The 21130-nt window shown below is 46.3% G+C and carries 17 protein-coding genes, 1 pseudogene and 1 riboswitch; of the genes and pseudogenes, 3 read left to right on the forward strand and 15 right to left on the reverse strand.

Annotation, left to right across the window (positions count from 1 at the left end; genetic code table 11):
- The first annotated feature begins 95 nt into the window (after positions 1 to 95).
- A complete protein-coding gene (locus tag PUP29_RS04780; RefSeq protein ID WP_353424058.1) occupies positions 96 to 1304 on the forward strand; it encodes a restriction endonuclease subunit S in 1209 nt (402 codons plus the stop codon).
- On the opposite strand, the gene PUP29_RS04785 is transcribed toward PUP29_RS04780, so the two are convergent.
- The 7 genes from PUP29_RS04785 to PUP29_RS04815 form a co-directional block, all read right to left on the reverse strand.
- Positions 1297 to 2535 carry a restriction endonuclease subunit S gene (locus PUP29_RS04785; protein ID WP_353423918.1) on the reverse strand — a complete coding sequence of 413 codons (1239 nt, stop codon included), beginning with the start codon at positions 2533 to 2535 and terminating at the stop codon, positions 1297 to 1299. The two genes, PUP29_RS04780 and PUP29_RS04785, sit on opposite strands and share 8 nt — an antisense overlap.
- Before the next feature lie 2 nt (positions 2536 to 2537).
- Positions 2538 to 4106 carry a type I restriction-modification system subunit M gene (locus PUP29_RS04790; protein WP_353423919.1) on the reverse strand — a complete coding sequence of 523 codons (1569 nt, stop codon included), beginning with the start codon at positions 4104 to 4106 and terminating at the stop codon, positions 2538 to 2540.
- Positions 4107 to 4120: 14 nt separating this feature from the next.
- Positions 4121 to 6886 carry a type I restriction endonuclease subunit R gene (locus tag PUP29_RS04795; protein ID WP_353423920.1) on the reverse strand — a complete coding sequence of 922 codons (2766 nt, stop codon included), beginning with the start codon at positions 6884 to 6886 and terminating at the stop codon, positions 4121 to 4123.
- Between the two features lie 62 nt (positions 6887 to 6948).
- Entirely contained in the window at positions 6949 to 8340 is a 1392-nt protein-coding gene (locus PUP29_RS04800; protein WP_353423921.1) for an ATP-binding protein, read from the reverse strand.
- Between the two features lie 120 nt (positions 8341 to 8460).
- Entirely contained in the window at positions 8461 to 8835 is a 375-nt protein-coding gene (locus PUP29_RS04805; RefSeq protein WP_353423922.1) for a TnpV protein, read from the reverse strand.
- Between the two features lie 152 nt (positions 8836 to 8987).
- Positions 8988 to 9287: a DUF6809 family protein gene (locus PUP29_RS04810; protein WP_353423923.1), complete on the reverse strand. Its 300-nt coding sequence runs from the start codon at positions 9285 to 9287 to the stop codon at positions 8988 to 8990.
- Positions 9287 to 9892, reverse strand: coding sequence for a helix-turn-helix domain-containing protein (locus tag PUP29_RS04815; protein ID WP_353423924.1), 606 nt, complete (start codon positions 9890 to 9892; stop codon positions 9287 to 9289). Before PUP29_RS04815 ends, PUP29_RS04810 begins: the two co-directional genes overlap by 1 nt.
- Positions 9893 to 10613: 721 nt before the next feature.
- On the opposite strand from PUP29_RS04815, the gene PUP29_RS04820 reads away from it, so the two are divergent.
- Complete coding sequence (locus PUP29_RS04820; RefSeq protein ID WP_353423925.1) at positions 10614 to 13349, forward strand: AAA domain-containing protein; 2736 nt, start codon at positions 10614 to 10616, stop codon at positions 13347 to 13349.
- A gap of 613 nt (positions 13350 to 13962) precedes the next feature.
- On the opposite strand, the gene PUP29_RS04825 is transcribed toward PUP29_RS04820, so the two are convergent.
- The 3 genes and pseudogenes from PUP29_RS04825 to PUP29_RS04835 all read right to left on the reverse strand — a co-directional run.
- Positions 13963 to 14454, reverse strand: coding sequence for a flavodoxin (locus PUP29_RS04825; protein ID WP_079546885.1), 492 nt, complete (start codon positions 14452 to 14454; stop codon positions 13963 to 13965).
- Positions 14351 to 14731, reverse strand: coding sequence for an aldo/keto reductase (locus tag PUP29_RS04830; protein WP_353424059.1), 381 nt, complete (start codon positions 14729 to 14731; stop codon positions 14351 to 14353). The genes PUP29_RS04825 and PUP29_RS04830 overlap by 104 nt, the downstream gene beginning before the upstream one ends.
- Positions 14728 to 15023 (reverse strand): annotated as a pseudogene (locus PUP29_RS04835) (aldo/keto reductase); the annotation flags it as partial. The pseudogene PUP29_RS04835 and the gene PUP29_RS04830, both read right to left, overlap by 4 nt.
- Before the next feature lie 173 nt (positions 15024 to 15196).
- Here PUP29_RS04835 and yaaA point away from each other — a divergent pair.
- Positions 15197 to 15961, forward strand: a complete 765-nt coding sequence (yaaA, locus tag PUP29_RS04840; RefSeq protein ID WP_079546884.1) for a peroxide stress protein YaaA — start codon at positions 15197 to 15199, stop codon at positions 15959 to 15961.
- A gap of 26 nt (positions 15962 to 15987) precedes the next feature.
- On the opposite strand, the gene PUP29_RS04845 is transcribed toward yaaA, so the two are convergent.
- The 5 genes from PUP29_RS04845 to PUP29_RS04865 all read right to left on the reverse strand — a co-directional run bounded on the left by PUP29_RS04845 (position 15988) and on the right by PUP29_RS04865 (position 20978).
- Positions 15988 to 16689 (reverse strand): energy-coupling factor transporter transmembrane component T family protein, encoded by a 702-nt coding sequence (locus PUP29_RS04845; RefSeq protein ID WP_079546883.1) that lies wholly within the window; start codon positions 16687 to 16689, stop codon positions 15988 to 15990.
- Complete coding sequence (locus PUP29_RS04850) at positions 16686 to 18152, reverse strand: ABC transporter ATP-binding protein (protein WP_353423926.1); 1467 nt, start codon at positions 18150 to 18152, stop codon at positions 16686 to 16688. The genes PUP29_RS04845 and PUP29_RS04850 overlap by 4 nt, the downstream gene beginning before the upstream one ends.
- Positions 18136 to 19035, reverse strand: coding sequence for an ABC transporter substrate-binding protein (locus PUP29_RS04855; protein WP_353423927.1), 900 nt, complete (start codon positions 19033 to 19035; stop codon positions 18136 to 18138). The genes PUP29_RS04850 and PUP29_RS04855 overlap by 17 nt, the downstream gene beginning before the upstream one ends.
- Before the next feature lie 15 nt (positions 19036 to 19050).
- Positions 19051 to 19662 carry an ECF transporter S component gene (locus tag PUP29_RS04860; protein WP_353423928.1) on the reverse strand — a complete coding sequence of 204 codons (612 nt, stop codon included), beginning with the start codon at positions 19660 to 19662 and terminating at the stop codon, positions 19051 to 19053.
- Between the two features lie 93 nt (positions 19663 to 19755).
- Positions 19756 to 19861, reverse strand: a riboswitch (TPP riboswitch).
- Positions 19862 to 19910: 49 nt separating this feature from the next.
- Positions 19911 to 20978 (reverse strand): DNA recombination protein RmuC, encoded by a 1068-nt coding sequence (locus PUP29_RS04865; protein WP_353423929.1) that lies wholly within the window; start codon positions 20976 to 20978, stop codon positions 19911 to 19913.
- Between the last annotated feature and the right edge of the window lie 152 nt (positions 20979 to 21130).

Below are 21130 nucleotides of genomic sequence, written 5' to 3' on the forward strand. Positions count from 1 at the left end.
TTACCTCTGCTACTGCAAGGGATTTTGCTATGGTACTATATCAATTTTGACTGCCAAAATAAACCTCAAGTAACGGTCTTGAAAAGCGCCCGAAACTGCGTTTTCCGGGCTTTGATGAGCCGTGGAAGGCAATACACCTTTCTGATGTCGGGGAAGCATCAAGTGGATTCGGCTTCCCGGACGCATATCAAGGAGAAGAAACTTCAGAGATACCATTTTATAAGGTGTCAGACATGAATCTCCCTAAAAACATAAAAGTTATGCAGCAGGCAAACAACTATGTCTCTCAATCAACGGTGAAAAAACTTCGAGTGCGCCCATTCTTTGAAGATGCAATAGTATTTGCAAAAGTTGGCGCTGCAATTTCGCATGAGAGAAAGCGAATTGCCCTTTCACCTTTTCTTATAGACAATAATATGATGGCGTTTACCCCAAAGCAGAAAGAAGACTTGGAGTTTATATATCACTTGTTTCAAAAAATCAAACTCAGTAAGTACAGCCAGGTCGGAGCTTTGCCATCGTACAACGCAAGCGATATTCTTGATATACGCACCTTTTATCCTACATCTGGCAATGAGCGCAAAAAGATCGTGACTATTTTGAGCTTAGTTGATAATAGAATTGAAAAACAGTCTGAAATTATTAACAACCTCAAGAAGTATAAAAGAGGTGTCTTTGAGGCTATCTTTTCTCGTAAGTTACGCCTTGTTTCCAAAGAAGAGCAAAGAGATTGGAAAATTTTCAAACTCAGTGACTTCGCTTCTCGAATAATAAGGAAAAACAATGGAACAACTGATATTCCGCTTACCATTTCGGCCCAATATGGATTGATAGATCAAAGAGACTTTTTCTCTAAAGTAGTTGCAAGTGCTGATATGAGCGGTTACTATTTGCTCCGAAAAGGCGAATACGCATACAACCGCAGCACTTCAAATGATTACCCTTTTGGCTCCATAAAAAGACTTGAGCTTTATGATAAAGGAGCGGTGTCCACTCTCTATCTGTGCTTTTCAGTAAACGAAAATGTTATGGTAAATGATTTTGTAAAATGGTACTTTGAGTCATCGCAGTGGTATCGCAGCATAAATGAAATCTGTGCCGAAGGTGCGAGGAATCATGGACTTTTGAATGTGCCTACTGATGGGTTCTTTAATACAACGCATATCCTTCCAACTGATACTAAAGAGCAGACGGTCATTGCCACATTTCTTTCCTTGATTCAAGAAAAACTTGAAATATCGCAAAAAGGATTAAACAAGCTAACCGAGCTGCGAAACGGACTGATGCAACAGCTCTTTATATAAAGAGTTGCTGCATAAAGCCCTTTCGAGTCATATTCAATAAATCCATTTTATTTTGTGCCAGATGAAGTCTGTTCTCAACTAAATCCAAAGCGTTTGCGATGCTATCTTGAGTTGTACGATCAGGAAAAATGACGGGAATCCCCATGAGTAAATCATCAGTCATGGAGACTCTATCATGACGCACACCCTGTGACCCATTATCGTAAATGTATCTATGCCATGCGTCACTCTTAAAGTACCATGCGAGGTAGGATGGATTGATGTTGACTTTAAGAACAAGGCAAGTGTATAAAGGAGAGATGATCCCCTGATCTTTAAGAGTATAGCGGTTAAACGGTCCGTAAGGTGCTGTAATTGACTTCCTTGGATTATAAACAAAATCTCCGTTTTCAATTACATAGTAATTCTCTGTATTCCCCTCAATAGCTATATCTTTATCGAAAAAGTCTCGCTGCGGGATAAGCCCATACTCAGCGGAGTTCGTAATAACATTTTTTATCTTTCCGTCAGTATTCCTGCGGGAGACTTTTTTGAATATATCGCCCAAACGAACTTGTTGCCACTGTTGGCTTTCAGTTTGTCCATGCGAGCGGCGAAAAATGTGCTGGATGACACCTCTTTTATACTTCTTGAGGTTGTCCACAAGAAGTTGTTGAGAGCTGATTCGCTCTTCAATAGCTGTCAAGAATGACGCAATTTTTTCTTGCTCGGTGGTAGAGGGATAACGGATCGGCATTGCGAAAAAATCTGTGTCTTTAATACTAACTCTGTCATGCCGTGCGCCACTATCACCTGTCATATAAATATAGCGATGCCATGCGGATGAACGGAAATACCACTCAAAAAAGTTTGAGTCTACATTTCCTTTGGCTCGAAAACAGAGATAGAGCGGCGAAACAATCCCCGCCTCTGAATAAGTATATCGGCTTATAGGCCCGTATGGCGCATCGGATGACTTTCTTGGATTGTAAACAAAGTCATCACGTTCAATTATGTAGTACCCGCTGGTGTTATCACTGTTTGCAATGTCTTTATCGAAGTAATCACGCTGGGGGATAAGCCCCATCTTTGCGGAGTTGCAAATTACATTGGAAATGCTCCCATCCGTATTTTTCTTTATGTTCTTTGCAAAACACGCTGATAACTTTGATTCATTCCACGGCTCGTCAAAGCCCGGAAAGCGCAGCTTCGGGCGCTTTTCAAGACCGTTACTTGAGGATACATTTGCCATGATTATTTGCCCTCCACATCAAACGGGAAATCCAGCCCCAGTTCGTCGAAATACGGTTTCAACTCTGCGTCGATGTCTTTAATTTCGCTTTGGAGCTTGCGGATTTCCACAGCTACTTCGTTCAGATCAATTTCCTCTTCCGGCTCAAAGGTGTCAACATAGCGGGGAATGTTGAGGTTAAAGCCATTGTCCTCAATCTCCTGCATCGTCGCCACATGTGCATACTTATCCACGTCTTCACGATGCTCATAAGTCTCTACGATTTTGTCGATGTCGCACTCACGGAGGATGTTCTGATTCTTTCCAGCTTCAAAGTCTTTGGAAGCATCAATGAACAAGATGTTATCCGCATTGCCGTTGCGCTCTCTTTTAAGAACGAGGACACAGACGGGAATGCCTGTGCCAAAGAAGAGGTTTGCCGGAAGACCGATAACAGCATCCAGTACATTCAGTTTTTGGATAAGATGCTTACGAATTACCTCTTCAGCAGCGCCACGGAACAGAACACCGTGAGGCAGCAGCACGACAGCTCGTCCATCTTCATCCATGTGATAAACCATGTGCTGCACGAATGCAAAGTCTGCCTTACTCTTCGGGGCGAGTTTGCCATACTCATTGAAACGAGGATCTTCCATAAACCGCATGTCGGCTGACCAATGCGCTGAATATGGTGGATTTGCTACCTGAACACGGAATTTTTTATCGCCAAAGTAGTCATGCTCCAAGGTGTCACCGTTGTAGATATTGAAATTGCGATAGGGAATACCACGCAGAATCATGTTCATTCTGGCAAGATTATAGGTAGTAGAGGTAAGCTCCTGACCATAGTAGTTGCGTACATTAGCATAGTTTTTGAGGCGTAGCAGAAGAGAACCGGAGCCGCAAGTCGGATCAGCAGCATCCTTAACATTCGACAGCCCAAGACAAGCAATCCGGCAAAGCAGTTCAGCAGGGCCCGAAGGCGTGTAGAACTCACCAGCCTTTTTACCGGCTGTGGCGGCAAATTGGCCGATCAGGTATTCATAAGCGTTTCCAAGCACATCAATCTTCGTATCTTCCACACCAAAATTGATTTCATCAAGAGATGAAATGATTTTGGACATAACTGCGCTTCTGTCCTTGACGGTATGTCCAAGCTTCGTAGAATCGAGCTGCATATCCGAGAACAAGCCGTCAAAATCTTCCTGAGAATCATTGCCTATGGTGGACTCCATTAAGGAGTTGATGGCCTTTTGCAAAAACTCAATATCGAACGAACGGTTTTCCACCATCTTAACCATCTTGCGGAAAAGAAACTGCGGTTCAATCACAAATCCCAAGTCACGCAAAGCTTCCTCCACGACGGCTTCCTTGTACTCAGGATCGGCCCACGCCTCTTCATACCCAATTCCATCATCTTTCAAAAGATTTGCCATGTACTTTTCTGTTTTGTCTGAAAGATAGTAGTAGAAAATCATGCCCAAGATGTAATTTTTGAACTCATAGGCTTCCATATTACCTCTGAGGGCATTGGCCATTGCCCAAAGCTTGTTGCAAAGCTCTTTTTGGTGAGCTTGAATGGTGTTGTCCATTTTTCACTTTCTCCTTATTGATATTTTTCGGTATGCTTCCTGATAAATTCCACAATACGATTGACCAATGACCGTTTTTTCAAAAGCGGCATGGGTTTTGTTAGCCGGTCACGGATATTTCCGGCATCCATCGTACCGGAAAATTCATATTCCGAGATGAAGTCGGTAAGTATCTTAGCGTCGATGTCCTCCTGATGGGCAAAAGCTTCAATTTCTTTTTGCTTTTCAGCGTTCTCGAAGTCGTTGTAGGCAGCGTCAATTTCATCAGCGCTGTTAAGCCCTGCGACAACCGTATCCAAGAACGATTGCAGAATTTCAACCTTTTTGAGCAACTGCGGGTTGTCCGTCCTGCCAAGTTCATCTTTGATGTGCTTGATGTCGTAGTCTTTCTGCTTTGCGTCATCAAAGTGGATATTGCGGATAAGGTTCATGATATAAGCGACATTGATTCGGTCGCTTTCCATTAGCTCAATGCAGAAATCCACATCGTTAAGCACTGAAACAACTTCACGGTCTGTTTTCTGCCTTGAATAGAGCATCAGATATTTGCTCTTGTAATCCTGATACTCTTGTTCAGACATTGTGAGCGCATTTTGGTCAAAGCTAAACTCTATAAAGGTGTGCAGGGATTGCAGATACTTTGTAAGCTCACGGAAAGTCACAACAAACTGCTTTTGATCTTCCTCGCTCTGCATGGTATCTACCGCAGCGGGAGTATCGGCGATTTCCTTCAGTTTAATCACCATTTCGTTGAATTTCTCGACGAAATAATCATAGTCTGGAACAATAATGCCCGACGTGTCCTGCGCCTTTGAAAACAAAGTGAGTGCATCATCCGTCTGCTTTTTGAGGTTGCGGTAGCAGATGACTATACCAAACGGCTTTGTTTCCTTTTCCACACGGTTTGTACGGGAATAGGCTTGCAACAGATCGTGATACTTCAAATCTTTGTCCACATAAAGGACAGAGAGCGTTTTGCTGTCAAAGCCGGTGAGGAACATATTGACCACGAGAAGGATGTCCAGCGGCTTCGTCTTCTTACCCTTCACACGATCCGAAATATCCTTGTGATAGGCGGCGAAGGTATCGGTCGAGAAGTTGGTGCTATACATCTCATTATAATCTTTGATGATCCGCTCCAACGCATCACGGCTATGCTCGTCTTTTCCCTCCGCATCTTCATTCTGTCCATAAGAAAAGATACCGGAAATATTTAGGTCGTGTTTGATGCTCTTGAAGATGTCGTAATACTTGACCAGCGCCTCAATCGACGAAACTGCGAATATGGCAGTATACTGCCTATTCCGTGTTTTTGCCTTATGGTTCTGAATGATGTGATTGGCAATCAAGGACATTCGCTCTTCGGATAGGTAAAGTTCATTCACATCGATGGCATTTGCCAATGTGGGATCGTCCCAATCAAAATCTCCCTCCATCGTCTTTATGTACTCCACATGGAAGCCGAGGACATTGTTATCGAAAATAGCGTCTTTAATCAGGTAGTTATGGACGCACTCCCCGAACAGCATTTCTGTAGTCTGCGTGATTTTTCCTTCTACTTTTCCGTTGACCTCAAAACGAGGCGTTCCAGTAAAGCCAAAGAACTGTGCTTTCTGGAAATGCCGCACAATATCTTTGTGCATATCGCCGAACTGACTTCTATGGCATTCGTCGATGATGAAAACGACTTTTTCATCTTTATATGCATCCATGATTTTAGCATACTGCGGACGCTTGACTGCATTTGCCATCTTCTGCATGGTGGTAACAATGAGCTGCCGGTTCTTATCTTGCATTTGTTTAACGAGAACATCGGTGCGGTCGGTTGCATCCACCGATCCGTTTTCAAACTTGTTGAATTCTTCCGTAGTCTGAGAGTCCAAGTCTTTGCGGTCAACAAGGAAGATGACTTTCTTGATATTTGGATTGGCTGCCAGAATCTGAGCCGTCTTAAAAGAGGTCAGAGTCTTACCGGCGCCGGTTGTATGCCAGACGTAAGCATTGCGGTTTGTCAGCGTTGCTTGCCGAACAAGCGCTTCAACAGCATAAACCTGATAAGGACGCATAACCATCAGCAACTTGTCCGTATCATTCAAAATCATATACCGTGTCAACATTTTGATGATATGGTCACGGGCAAGGAAAGCTATCGAAAAATCCTTCAAATTCGTAAGGCGAACATTATCAAAGTCCGTCCAAAAGAATGCGAGGCTATGTAGCATCTCCCGATCCGAGTTTGCAAAATACTTTGTATCTACGCCATTAGAAATAATAAAGATTTGAATGAAGTGGTAAAGCCCATTGTAAGAATGCTTTTTATACCGCATCACCTGATTGACTGCTTCACGGATGTCAATGCCTCTACGCTTCAACTCCACTTGAATCAGTGGAAGTCCGTTGACGAGAATGGTTACATCGTAACGGTTGACATATTTCCCGACAACAGTAGTCTGGTGCGTTACCTGAAAGATATTCTTTGTGTGGTCACTGTCAAAAAACGAAAGATAAACCTTCGATCCATCCTCACGTTCCAAGACAAACTTATCCCTGAGTATTTTTGCACTCTGGAACACAGATTTGCCGAGCATCAGGTTGAAAATGCGTTCCCATTCTTTATCTGTGAGCGGCTTGTCCAACTTGCTCGCATTGAACGCCTCGAATTGCACCTTAAAGTTCTCCACCAGCGCATCATAGTCAGGAATTGAAACGGTATTATAACCTTGTTTGTTTAGTTGATCTATAAATTGAAGTTCGAGTTCTGCTTCACTTTGATATGCCATATCTTCATCTCCATTACTTGAGGATCATTTATAAATTGTCTTTAATGTGAGTGCACTTTATTTCATTTACTCACCATATCTTCATAACTCACCAGCGTCACATTCCCCATCTCATTTGCACGGTCTATACACCCTTTGGTGAAGCTGGTTTTGGCAAAGAGGTAGTATTGGACATTCTTGTAGGGAAACAGCTCGCTGCGATTTATGAGTGTTTCCAAAACACCGAGACCGACTTTCTCATTCGTCCATTTGCACTCCCCGAAAAGGGCGGTGTTTTTGTCCTGCTCGGCGAGAATATCAATCTCCGTCTGACGCTTTTCTTTAGGGTTGTTGCCCCACCAGCGTCCGAGAGAGGAAAACTCCACCGGACATTCGCCGGAGAGCAGCAGCTTCCAGAGATATTGCTTGCAGATTTCCTCAAATACCTTGCCCATATAATCGGACAGATACGGCTCGATACGTTTGTATGCCAAGTCGGCAGCGCCACGAGCGATGATTGAATTGTTTTCCGGCACAAAACGATACCAGAAGCGGAACATATTGTCCGCAATTGAATAAATCGCTTTCCGGGATGCTTTTTCACCGTATGGTGTCTCTTTTTCAATAATGCCGAGGGAGATCAGGTTTTTCACATAGGCGGAGCAAATATTGGTGCTTTCTCCAACCTTTCCGGAAATCTCCGACATACGGGAAGCGCCGGTGGCAATCGCCGTGATGATGGCATTGTAGAGCGCCGGTTCCCGCACCTCCTGCTTGAGCAGGTTTTCCGGCTCTTCAAACAGGGCGGAGTTGGGATTCAGGAATGTGTTTTTAATATTGTCCTCAATGCTCAGCTTATCACTCATCTGAAGCAGATACTGGGGTGTACCGCCGACAATGCCGTACACATAGGCTTTTTCTTCATCGGTGAAATTTTTGAAATAATGGCAAGTTTCATCGAAATCAAAGGGGAGAATTTTCATCTGCGCTGTCCGTCTGCCGTAAAGCGGCGCTTTGTAGGCAAGGACGTGGTCTTCCATATAGGACATGGACGAGCCGCAAAGGATCAGCATCAGCTTGGAGGTGTCCTTGTACTGGTCAATCAAAAGCTGAATGGTGGAAGCGAGGCTTTTTGATGAACGGGCGACATAAGGGTATTCATCGATTGCAAGAATAATCCGTTCTTTTTCGGACAACTTGAACACATACTCCAAAGCCGCCTGAAAGGATAGGAAAGAGGTTTCAGCCTCCATGCCGGTGTGGAAGCTTAGAATGCTCTTGCTGAAATTTTCGAGGTTCTGCTTAGCGTTGCTCTCGACGCCCATAAAATAAATGGCGTTTTTATCTTCTATAAAGCGACTGATCAGCGCCGTTTTGCCGACACGGCGGCGACCGTAAATGACAACAAATTCAAACTTATCCGATGCGTATAACTTATTCAGCGCCGCAAGTTCATGCTCTCTGCCGATAAACATGGCGGTATCCTCCCATCTGCCATAAATTCACTGAGTATAGTATACCACAAAATTAAAATTAGTCAAGTATGATTCGGCAAATCACGCTTGACTAATTTCTTTACTGATTATTCTCTGTTGTTACGCAAAAATCAAGTCGGCACAAACGGTTTCCGCCGCACGGCTGCGAATGTTGTTCACTTTCTGCACCCACTCCATTGGATTTTCCGCTTTCAGCTGTTCGGTTACGCCTTCACGCTCGGCGTATTCTTTGACTAGCCGAAGAAAAAGAGATTGCGCTTCTTCCTCCACATCACCGAGATGGGAGTGGAGCTTGCCGGAAGTGAGCAGATTGTAGTACAGGATTTTATGGTGCTGCTTTAGATACCGCAGGCGTCGGTGTGCCCAGACGCCGATGGGGCGTTCTTCTTCGGCTGGTAATGTAAGATCAGGCAAACAATAGTCGCCCTGCATGGTGTATGTGCCGCCCGTTTGTTCAAATATTGTTTTAGCCATAATGCAAAACCTCCTTTGATACCATCATTGTACCAAAGGAAGCTTTGCTTTTCGAATGTGCGATTTTGATTATCGCACGTTATATATTGATAAAATTCGTCAACTACAATTTAGTCAATCGTAATTGACTAAATTTCGATTCAGCAGACCTTTTAGTCTTTCAGATAGCTTTCAAACGGTGCGTCATCGCTGCAAAAGGTATCGAAAATCATTTTTGCGCCGAGGCGGAAGCCGACGAGAAAGGAATCGAGACCGCTTTCGCCCATCAGCTCGCCATAAGCATTGCAGAAATCGAGGAACATCGCCTTGTCCTCGCCGCTTAAACGCTCGGTCAGCTTTTCTTCCAGCTCGTTTATGTTTTTTGAAACCTTAAGAGTATGACTGCCCTTTCGGTATCCTCTTGCCTGCGGATCAACATTTCCGTAGTACAGCTCTTCTAAGAAATTTGCCATTACTCTGCACTTCCTTCGCTTTCTGCCGTGTGCAGGTCACGGATTTTCCGCCAGCTTGAAAAGCCTTGCAGAGTGCGGATGTGCCACGGCGATTTGCGGGTGATGGTGCGAAAGTAGGTAGAGCAGAAAAACTCCACCAGATAAGCCTTCGGAATGTGGTTGACGTTGTTTTTCCGGAAAGAATTGATGTGTCCCTGATTGCACCAGTTGTTGATTGAAGTTTTTCCGTAGCCGGTGATTTTGGAAACCGTTTGGGTGGTCAGCACGTCGGGATAGTTGGAGAGCAACTCGGTATAATACAGCCGCAAATGCTCCCGCACGATTGGGGGAACTTGTTCCTCCATCTGGACAGTATAATCGCCCTTGTACCAGCCCGCCGGGGCGGAGTAACTTTCGGGGAACACCTTGCGGTTTTCCAGATAGGCGATCACATCCTCTTTTTTGATTTTGTAGCAGCGTGTTTTCCTGCCCGTGTACTCGCAGGGGATTTTCCCACTTTGGAGCAGGTACAGGGCGGTGGATTTGCTGATGTGGCAAATGCGATACAGCTGATCTTTCGTAATTACATCGGGGACATCGTCCCAGTTGATTGCGTTTTCTTTCATGACAATACACCTCATATCTTGATAAGCTTTGTCGGCATTCGAACTGTCCGTGTATTGCCTATTGATTTTTGTTCTTTCCGTTCTTTCCGCAGTTCTTTCCAAAAGCAGAAAAATCGCTGATTGGAACCGATGGGCGATTTCTCAGTATTTTCGGGCGATTTCTTCAAAAAATCCAGATTTCATGCGGGTTTGCGGGCGTACAAGGCTGACTGAAACTGACAGGAGAAACCATGTAAGTAACAGACGGCGATAAAACTCGAAATCGTGTAGCCTTAACGGGCACGTGGGTTCGAATCCCACCTCCTCCGCCAAAAAGAGGCAAACTTGTTTTAGAGTAGGTTTGTCTCTTCTTTTATCAACTAATAGGTTAAAAATAGAATTATGGTATTGATAGTGGCTTGATTTTGATGAAAAACAGGTCGTTTTTTATTCTGTTCTTTTATATAATTAATTTGCGGGCCATAGTCATAAGATAAAAGACAAATGAAATCATAAATCCACTAATATTTACTTTTATATTATTGTTAAAAAACGCAAATTAATGATACAATTCCGGAAGGAAACCGTGATATGAAATTATCTTAGATTTTCGGCAAAGTTTGTTATGGGTTCCATCGAAACAACGACTGGATAATTGAAACGGTTCCGGACAAGGTTCAAGTTGTTGAAGTGATATTCTTACTTTATTTAAAAGTATAAGACTCGTAGAGGACATGACAGTATGGACATAGAAAAAACAATGATTCTTGTTAGAGGTGAGGATAAAACGGAGACGGTTGCCGCTGTTTCCTTTGACACCGCAAGCCGGAAAACACAGGTAACATATATTGGCGGACGTTCCTATTCTTATAATTCGGCGAATGTGCTGGTTCTGGAAAACCCCAAAAACATCGACCTGAACGGAAGGGTGGCCTATATAAACGGGATGCCCGTTTATGACCCCCGGCTTATACTTGATTTCAAAAACCGCATACGGATCATTCAAAAAAACGGTACCATGCAATCAGTAAAGCCCGAAGAGCTATCGCTTGTGGAAAATGGTTCCTCCGATAAAAATGTTCAGCAAATCTTGGCGTATCTGCGTGAGATTTCAAGGTGCACAGCAAACGATCCGGCGGAGGAAGCATTTTTAAAGCAGGAGATGGATCAGCTAACATTTGTTCATCCGGAAAGCGTGTTAGGACAATATTTGAATCGTCAGCCCGTTGAAAACAGAACGCCGCCTATGGACGGCATTATTTTTCCGTTCCGTTTTAATCTCAGCCAGAAATCTGCGCTTGAAAATGCCCTTACCCATTCCATGTCTGTGATCGAGGGACCACCAGGTACAGGAAAAACACAAACAATTTTAAATATCCTGGCGAATCTTGTGGCTATCCATGGGAAAAGTGTAGCGGTGGTTTCCAACAACAACGAGGCGGTCAAGAATGTTATTGAGAAAATGACGAAGAAAGGGTATAGTTTTCTTACAGCGTTGCTTGGGAAAAAGAAAAATCAAGATGCTTTCTTCGCCGAACTGCCGGTGCCCCATACGGATGATTGGAACTGTCCGGAAGAGAAGAAAGAGCTTGTCCAAATGATTGAAAGCCTGAATGTGCGACTGAATACCCTGTTGAAGCTCGATAGAAAAAGAGCCCAACTGAAACAGGAATTGCGGGCATGGCAATTGGAGCAGGAGCATTTTAACGAATATTACAGTCGTCAGAATGTAGTTGAAATTGAAAAACTTCCCCTGTTAAGAGCAAATTCAGACCGGATTATTTCTTTCCTTGCGGAAACCTCGCTGGCGAAAGAACGCGAGTACACGGAAAAGCTGATGTATAAACTGAGAATGCTCATAAAATACAGAGGAGCTTTCCGAAAGCTACAGCGGCAGGAGGCTTCTGTGTTGCTGTTGCTTGAACGGGTATTCTACCAAAAACAAATTCAAAAACTGGAGAACGATGTCGAATCTTTGGAAGATCAGTTGAACGGCACATCGTTTGACGCACTACTGGAACAGCATCAACATGTTTCCGAAAAACTGTTTCGCAAGTGTCTGTATCAAAGTCATGGCGGACGAACCGCCGGCAGCTTTACGAAAAAGAACTTTAAGGCAAAATTCCGGCAGTTTATTGAGGCTTATCCCATTATTCTCAGCACGACGCATGCTTTACGCCGTTCCATTCCACAGAACTATTTGCTTGATTATGTCATTATCGATGAAGCATCACAGGTAGACTTGATTACCGGCGTACTGGCTTTTTCCTGTTGCCGCAATGTCATTGTGGTGGGCGACACAAAACAGCTTCCTCAAATAACCGATCAAAAAATTCAACCGCAGTTGAAAAATATTCCGCCGGAACCTGTATACAACTATTTTAACCACAGCATCCTGTCCTCTGTCATCGAGTTATATGGCAAGCATCTGCCGCGCGTGGTTCTCCGGGAGCATTACCGCTGTCACCCTCAAATCATCGAATTTTGCAATCAAAAATATTATGACGGCAAGCTGATTCCTTATACTAATCCAGATTTGTCACGTACCCCGCTTGTACTGTATAAAACGGCAGAAGGAAACCATATGCGCAGAGTTACGCGTGGAGAAAAACAAGGAACATATAATCAGCGGGAACTGGATGTAACGGTTGAAGAAATTTTACAAAATCCTGATCTCGCAACCGAGAATAGCCAAATCGGCTTTGTGACACCGTACCGTAAGCAGGCGAATCTTGCCAGCGGCCTGATGCCGGCCGGGATTGAAAGTGATACTGTCCACAAGTATCAGGGACGTGAAAAAGACTTGATGATATTGTCCACCGTATTGGATGGTTCATGGCAGGGGCAGCGAGGTTTGGAATTCGTGGACGATCCTCATATGGTAAATGTAGCTGTATCCCGTGCTGTCAGGCAATTTGTTTTGGTTACGGATCATGATTTGTTTTATAAAAAGGGAAAGAACATCGGCGATCTGATTCGCTATATGCAGTACAGTACGCTCGATGAAAATGTTATCGAAAGTCAGGTGGTATCGGTTTTCGACTTGTTGTACAAACAGTATTCCAAAAAGCTGCTCCCTTTGAAAGCCAAGATGGACTCGGCGGCACGGTACCAGTCAGAAGAGGCGCTCCGTGTGCTGCTGGAGGAAATTCTCACACAGCCGCAGTATAATCGTTTTAACTACGCACAGGGGATGCTGCTGCGTAACCTCTTAAATACCGTAGAAAATCTCAGTGACGAAGAATTGGCTTACGTCAACAACCGTGCTTCTTTGGATTTTGTCGTATATTATAAGCAGGATAAGTCTTGCAAATTAGTGGTGGAAGTGGATGGTTTTGCTTTCCATGAAAACAGGCCGGAGCAGCTTCGGCGCGATGCACTTAAGGACTCCATTTTGAAAAAATATGAGATTCCTTTTTTACGGCTTCCCACCAATGGCAGCAGAGAACGGGAGCAGATTCTTCGAGCTTTGGAGTAAGCGCCGCCGGCTTCCAAATGCTGCTTTCCATCTACGGCAACCATTTATGTATCGCCGTGTAGTTCAATTCATACGCTGCGACCTCTTTCATGTCTGCCAGCAGTTCGGTAGGGAAATCCGGATCGCACTCGTTCGCCCATGGTCTTCTTTATGCGCGGATTCCACGCTCTGACCCGCACCCCTTCCTCCTCCGCCGCACCGGAGCAAATCCGCTTTGCTCCGTCTTATTTTTTTAGCTTTAGTAAAACAAGGTGTTTTTCTGCTCTTTCTCTTCTATAAGAGTCACACTTGGCTCAATCGTTCGTTTGCAGGCCGCAAGTCTGTTCATAACGGTTCACCGCCGTCAGTTTTTTACAGTTTGCACCCGCGGTACGGCGTTTATCATTGCAAAGTTCAAATCCAGTCCAACGCCTAACTCCATCAAAAAAAGCCTATGCGAAACGTATAGGCTTTTTTATTCTATAGGCTTTCCGTACAAAACGAGTTACAGATAATATCTGTACTATCCACCGCTTCCGCCGCCAAGAACGTAGCTACAAAAGATTTATCTTCCTTTTCCGTTTTATTCTGATCGTTCGAACAACAGTTTTACATGTAAAACGAACTTCCTCGCTTATAGGCTGAGGCTTTCGATCCATCTATGCAATTCTTTCTCGGACAGATGCCCGTTGAGCAGCCTGCATGGACGCCATTGCACCGAATCAGGACAAAGAGCGTGCAGGATATCGTCCGTTTTTCCGGGGCCGCTCCCGCCGGAGGTACAGAATGGAACGATCGTTTTTCCAGAAAAGTCATAGCTCTCCAAAAATGTGCTGATAATCGTCGGTGCGACATACCACCAAATCGGAAAGCCTACAAAAATGGTTTCATATCCGTCCATCCCCGCCGCTTTTTCCGCGATCGCCGGACGTGAGGATGGGTCTTTCATTTCAATACTGCTCCTGCTTTTTGGGTCTGTCCAATCGAGATCCGCACTTGTATAGGGTATCTCCGGTTTGATTTCATAAAGGTCCGCATCCGCAACGCTTGCAACTGCTTCCGCTGCTTTTTTTGTTACTCCGCTGCATGAAAAATATGCTACCAATGTTTTCTTTTGTTCCATCATTTTCTTCCCTTTCTATTTTCCGCTGAATACCGGAAAATGGCTGTATTTTCCATGATCCCGTATCATATTCATGGCTTTTGAGTGCTTTCATGTCCTCCGGCGAACTATTGAAGCTAAGCTTCATGGTTTCCCACATGTGTTCTTTGCTTCCGGCTTTGGGAAGCGCTGCCGCTCCAAGCTCCATTACATATCTGATACAAAGCTGCACAGTGGAAACGCCGTATTTCTTCGCAAGAGAAGCGACCCCTTCATTTTTCAGTATCTCTCCGCGGGCGATCGCTTCTTTGGATGTCCGTCATGAAAATAGACCTTGGAGGCCAGTACAACGTCTTCTCTCTTTACATTGCTCCGAATCGCCTTTCCGAGATATTCCTCGCTCGGCCCTGCAGAATAGATGTTGGCAGTATCAAAAAAATTGATTCCCAAATCGCATGCCTAACGATTTTTTCACTTTCCCGTGGGTCCAGCGTCCATATATGCATTTGGCTCGCTGGGTCTCCAAAGCTCATACAACCGACGCAAAGACGCGGGATCCGAATGCCTGATTTTCCTAATTCAGCATATTCCATCTCTTTTCCCCTTTTTTGTTTATTGTAATATTTTACTATGCCTCGGTTCTTATCCAGAGTAACACTTGGAGTTTACTCTAAGTCAATAGGCTTTCTGAAATTTTTTTACTTTTGTTTTTTCAAATACTATCTCTGCGTCCTTTCTGTTATAATGGCTGTAAGGAGGGTTCATGATGAAAATTATCATTTCACCCGCAAAAGGGATGGAATATTATCCGGATGAGCCGGGCTTTCAGGACACTCCCGTTTTTCTTGAAAAGGCGCAGCAACTTCTGGATTATCTGCGCAGCCTTTCCTATCCCGAACTGAAAAAGCTGCTCTGCTGTAATGACCAGATCGCAACTCTTAATTTTCAGCGCTACCGCAATATGGACCTCTTGCGCGGCCTTTCGCCTGCTCTTCTTTCTTATGTAGGTATCCAATATCAATATATGGCGCCCCGCATATTCGAGTATACTTATTTTGATTATGTACGGAAGCATCTGCGTATTCTTTCAGGCTTTTACGGTATTCTGCGTCCGTTCGACGGGGTAGTTCCCTACCGGCTCGAAATGCAGGCAAAACCCAAGGGGCTTCCGTTCCGGAATTTATATGATTTTTGGGGAGACTGCATTTTTCGGGAACTGACCAAGAATACCCGCACGATTTTAAATCTCGCTTCGGCAGAATACAGCCGCTGCATTGAAAAACATCTTACACCGGATATTTCCTATATTACCTGCATCTTCGGAGAGCAGGAGAACGGGAAGATACGAGAAAAGGGCGTTTATGTAAAAATGGCGCGCGGCGAAATGGTGCGTTTCATGGCGGAAAACGATATTCGCAGACCGGAAGACGTAAAACACTTCGACCGTCTCGGTTATTCCTATCGGGACGATCTTTCCGCTCCTGAACGGTATGTGTTTTTAAGACAGACTAAAAAAGACGCCGAACAGTAATAGCCCTCAGCGCCTTATTGATTTTGTCATAGAAACAACAGTCCGAGAATGAGCAGCCCGGTCGTCAAAAAAGGAAATGCATAGTCGACCGGGCGCACAGGAATCCTGCGGTAAATCGTCCGCTGCGCTTTCTCATCAAACCCCTTGGATTCCATAGCCGCAGCAAGCGCCTCCGACCAGCGTACCGCTTTGACCATAAGCGGTACGAGCAGCCGCGGCGACACCGCCGCCGGATATACGCCCCGTGCCCAGAACGCGGCTTTGGTTTTCCGATACTCCTGCTGCATATTCGGCAGTATCTGAAACGCGGCGAGCAGCCCATATACAAACTTTACGGGAAAATGAAGCTGCTGCTCGAGTGAACGTACCAGCTCCATAATATCCGTCGTCGTCACAAACAGCAGCCCGAGCCCTGCGAACGCAAGTACACGGCTTCCAAGCTGAAGCCCGTTTTCCACCGCCACATCTGAAAGAAAGCCCTCGCTCGTTCCTATCCCAATATTGGCCCCGGCATGAAATTTCATTCCCGTTACATACATGCCTACAGCCAGTATGGCAACAGGGATCATGATCTTCAGGGCCGTGCTCCACCGTATTTTAGAAAATGCAAGAACGATCAGGCACCCGCCGAAAATAACAAAATTGAGCGTAATGTTGTAGAAAAAGGCGAGAATCACAATAGGTGCAAGGACCCCGATCAGCTTCCATGAAGGATTGATCTTTTTCATACATCCATCCTCCGCTTCAGTTTGCCGTCCTCAAGCACATACCATATATCCGCGTAATCTGCGGCAAGCTGCCTGTCGTGCGTTGAAAAAATGAGAGTGAGGCCGTTTTCCTCTACGCGCTTCATCAAGAGCTCCATCACTGCCTGAAGGGAACGCGCATCCTGTGCATACGTCGGCTCGTCGCACACGAGCACCGAACAATCGTATGCCAGCAGAGCCGCGACTGCAAGCCGCCTTTGCTGACCCTGACTGAGCATAAAGGGAGACATCCTGCGGTAGCGCCACAGGCCTACCTCCTGAAGATATTCCTTGATTTTCTGTTCAAGCTCTTCCCCCTGATAGGTCTGCCGCAAGCTGACGGCCATTTCTTCGTATACGCTCTGCGCGACAAATTGATCCTGCGGATTTTGGAATACAAAGCCCAAGCGGTGTGCCATCGTTTTCCTGCGGATGGCTTTTAATTCCCTGTCCTCAAGACGAATGCTTCCCTTATAGGGTATGACGCGGCACAGGATAGAAAACAACGTGCTTTTTCCGCTGCCGGACGCGCCTGTTATGGCGTGCACCTTTCCCCGGTAAAAATCCGCATCCAGATCATGCAAAATGCTTTCCCCGCCATAGCCTGCGCACACACCGCGCAGCTTCAGCACCGGAATATCCGGCCTGTTCGCTTTTTGCTTTTCCCGGTAAGGCCGTCCCGGAAAGGCGATCCCACGCTCGCAAAAATCCGCTTCGTGCTCCGCGAGGTTTTCCCGCATGATGCCGCGTATCGCTGCGCGGGCCCCCTCCTCCAGCAAAATTGCTTCGTCCATGATCGGCAGCCATGGCGCAAACTGATGGTCTACGGCTACGATGCTCATTCCCCGCTCCCGATGCAGCTGGCCAAGCTTTTCCACCAGCCCGCGCGCGGAATCCGGATCGATATTCGCAAACGGTTCATCGAGAAGCAGCCATTGCGGCCGTATCAGAACAGCGCACGCGAGCATAACCTTCTGCTTTTCCCCGCCGGACAGCGTATGAAAGGACCGTTCCGCAAGATGCCTGATACCGCAGAAATCAAGCGCCTCCCCGATCTTTTTCCGCATTCCCGCAGGCTCATCGCCTTTATTCTCAAGGCAGAATGCAAGCTCGTTCTCCACTGTATCCATACAAAACTGGAGGTCGGGATTCTGGAACATCATCCCCACGACCGGCGCCCGTTCGTGCGGATAGAGACTGCCGAGCTCCTTTCCGTTTACCGTGACGCGCCCCTCATCTACTACACCCGCATTCTGAGGATATATCCCGGCCATCAAATAAAGAAGCGTGCTTTTGCCGCAGCCGGACGGGCCGGTCAGTATCGTGACCCGTCCCTCTGGTATCGCAAGTTCCGTATGGTCCACGACCTTATATTTGCTTGTTTCCATATAGCGGAATGTGAGGCCCTCGCACCGTATCCCGCCCGGCTCAATCGTGGAATGCATTCGTATATCCGCCGTTTTCTCCCGAAATATTTTTCTTCGTCATCCCTTTTTCCTGCATAAACGCGCTGAACCGGTCCCAGCGTTCCGGCCGTATCGTGCCCCAGCGCCCGTTTTCATTGAGATAAAGCCCGGAAATATATTGCTGGCTTTCCACAAGCAGATCGAGCGCAAAATGAGGCGTATAGCCGTGCAGGATCTTAGCAGCCTCTTCCGGATCGCTCGCTGCGTCGACGAACCCCTGATCGCTCGCCTTCACAAAAGCGCGGATCGCTTCCGGCTCCTCTTTGATCAGCCTTGTCTTTGCCGCTACGGCAGGCGCACAGAAGTCAAGCACCGGATCGAAATCTGCAAGGGCAAAATAATTACAGTCTTTATGTGCGTGCTTCATTACAAACCATTCCCAGTTCTTATAGATCCACACCGCGTCGCCGTCGTTTCCGAGCGTTTCTGCAATATCTCCTACGTCCTTATTGACCAGTTTTACCTTGGAATAGTCGCCGCCATCCTCCTCTACTGCGTAGCCGATCACCTTATGGAACCACTCCGGCGTCCAGTGCGTGAGGCGCTTCCCTTCCAGCGCGCGCGGACGTGTGATCCCCTCTTCCTTGAGGGAAATGATTCCCGAATCATTCACCTGTGTGAGCACTGCAATGGCCTGCACCTGCTCTTCCTCCGGCGTTTCATCCATATAGACGAGCATCGCGGGTTCCGGCGCGACTACGATGTCCGGCTCTCCGGCAAACTGGTGCCCGCAGCCGCCGAATTCTCCCTTGATTTTCAATTCGATACCCATATCCTGATAGTAGCCCTTTTTCAGCGCCACATAAAAACCTGTGTGGTTCGTATTGGCGAACCAATCCAATTCCATGTGAAGTGTTTTCATTGTATTTCTCCCTTTTTAGTCGTCCATAATATCCTGATGAACATATTTCGCGCCGACCGGATAGCCCTTCAGAACGCCCGTGCGCGCGAGCCCTTTTCCAAGCAGATTGCTGAGTACGCCGGCAAACAGGAGCGATGTACCGAGTCGTACCGCAAACATTCCGACCAGCATTCCGACCTCCAGAGCAGCATATCCATTCGTAAAATATGTCCAAATAAAACTCAGGATGCATGCAAATACAGCAGATACGCACATGCTCAACATATTATATTTCTTGTAGCGGAATACAGCAAAGCCAATCTCCAGTCCTGCGCCCTGAATGATCCCCGTCGTGATCACGATTGGGAAGTTTCCCATCAACAGCTCGAGAAACGCCGCCAAAACCTCCGTTACAAACGCAACACCCGGCTTCTGCATGATAAACGCCGCGAGCGTCGCCGCCATAAACCATACGCCATACATGAATTCAAGTCCAAACGGCGCAAGCCCAAACGGTGTCAGCGCTCCCTGCAATGCCATGCCAATGTAAAAAGCCCCCAGATAGATCAGGGCAAACAGGACGCCGAGTATTCCGATCATGATAATGTCCTTTAGCTGCCACGCATACCTTTTTATTTTTCCACTCATAATTCTTCCCTCTTTTCTGAACTCGCATAGCAAAAAGCACCGCATCGATTCCCGTTAAAAAAATCCTTTCCGCGGCCATACGGAAAGGATTTTTCCAACAAAATCTGTGCTCCCTCCGCCGGTATTAACCGGGTCAGGTTCAAGGGTCTAAGCTACTGCTTACTCTCAGCCGCTTACGGCGGCTCCCCTGCCTTTTTCTATGCAGTTTTATGGTTTTAATATATCAAAATGCAGTAACAATGTCAACGTTAAAGTTCCGTTCCCGCCGCGTCCGAAAGCTTTGTTTTGATTCGTGCAGAACGTTTCTGAACCGCATCCAAATGATTTTGAGCTGCTGCAAGAGAATTTTGTGTTTTACGCAGCGTATCCGCGAACACGTCGAACTCGCTTCGGATCTCCGCAAGCATCCGTTCTATGGCGGCGGAATGCTCTCTAATCGATAAGGTGCGGAAGCCTGCCTGCAGGCTGGTCAGAAAAGCACCGAGCGTGGACGGTCCTGTAACCATCACACGGTATTTGCTTTGCAGCCTGTCCACAAGCCCAAGACGGATCACCTCTGCGTACAATCCCTCGGAGGGCAGGAACATAACTGCAAAATCCGTCGTTTTAGGCGGCCGGATATATTTGCTGCTGATTTTTTTTGCTTCAGCTACGATCGCCTGAACAAACTCTTTTTGTGCTGCGGCGAGCGCTTGCCCGTCTCCCGCTTCCGCGAGCGCCGCTACGCGCGCATAACGGTCCATCGGGAATTTGGAGTCAATGGGAAGCAGGATGTTTTCGCCCTCGTCGCTTGGCATGCACACGGCAAATTCAACTGTACTATCATTCGCAATACGCACATTTTCTATAAATTGTCCGGGGGAAAGGAAGTCCGAAAGGAGACGGTAAAGCTGCACCTCTCCCCATATTCCACGCGTTTTGACGCCCGAAAGTATCTGCTTTAAATCGCCCACCCCATTGGTGAGCGCACGCACCTCTCCCATGCTTTTGTAGACCTGCTGAAGCTGTTCGCTGACACGCGCAAAGGAAGTCGTAAGTCCGCTTCTCAATGTAGTATCGAGCTTCTGGTCCACTGAGATACGGATCTCCGCCAATTTTTCCTCCACTGTCTGCCGCAGCAGCCCGATGTTTCTGCCATTCGCCGCGGACGCCTTATCCACGGTATCGAGCACCATGCCCGACAAAAGCTGAAACTGATTGATCAGTTCTGTCCGCAGGGCCGCATCATCGTTCGTTTCCCTTTTCTGCCGCAGCAAGATCACAGCACAGAGTATAACGAGCACGGCAAGGGCCGTTAAAATCAATATCCATTCCATATTGTTTTCTCCTTCTTTGCTTATCCTATATCCTATCATATCCGGTTTACAAATGGCAGAGCATTTCATGCACAAATTTTTGTCCGGCTTCTTGCCTCTTATAGTCTGTCAAACCTCCTGCTGAAACGCCCTCTTCCTCCAACAAGAAAGGA

The sequence above is a fragment of the Christensenella massiliensis genome (assembly GCF_040409835.1).
GTDB lineage: Bacteria > Bacillota > Clostridia > Christensenellales > Christensenellaceae > Christensenella > Christensenella massiliensis.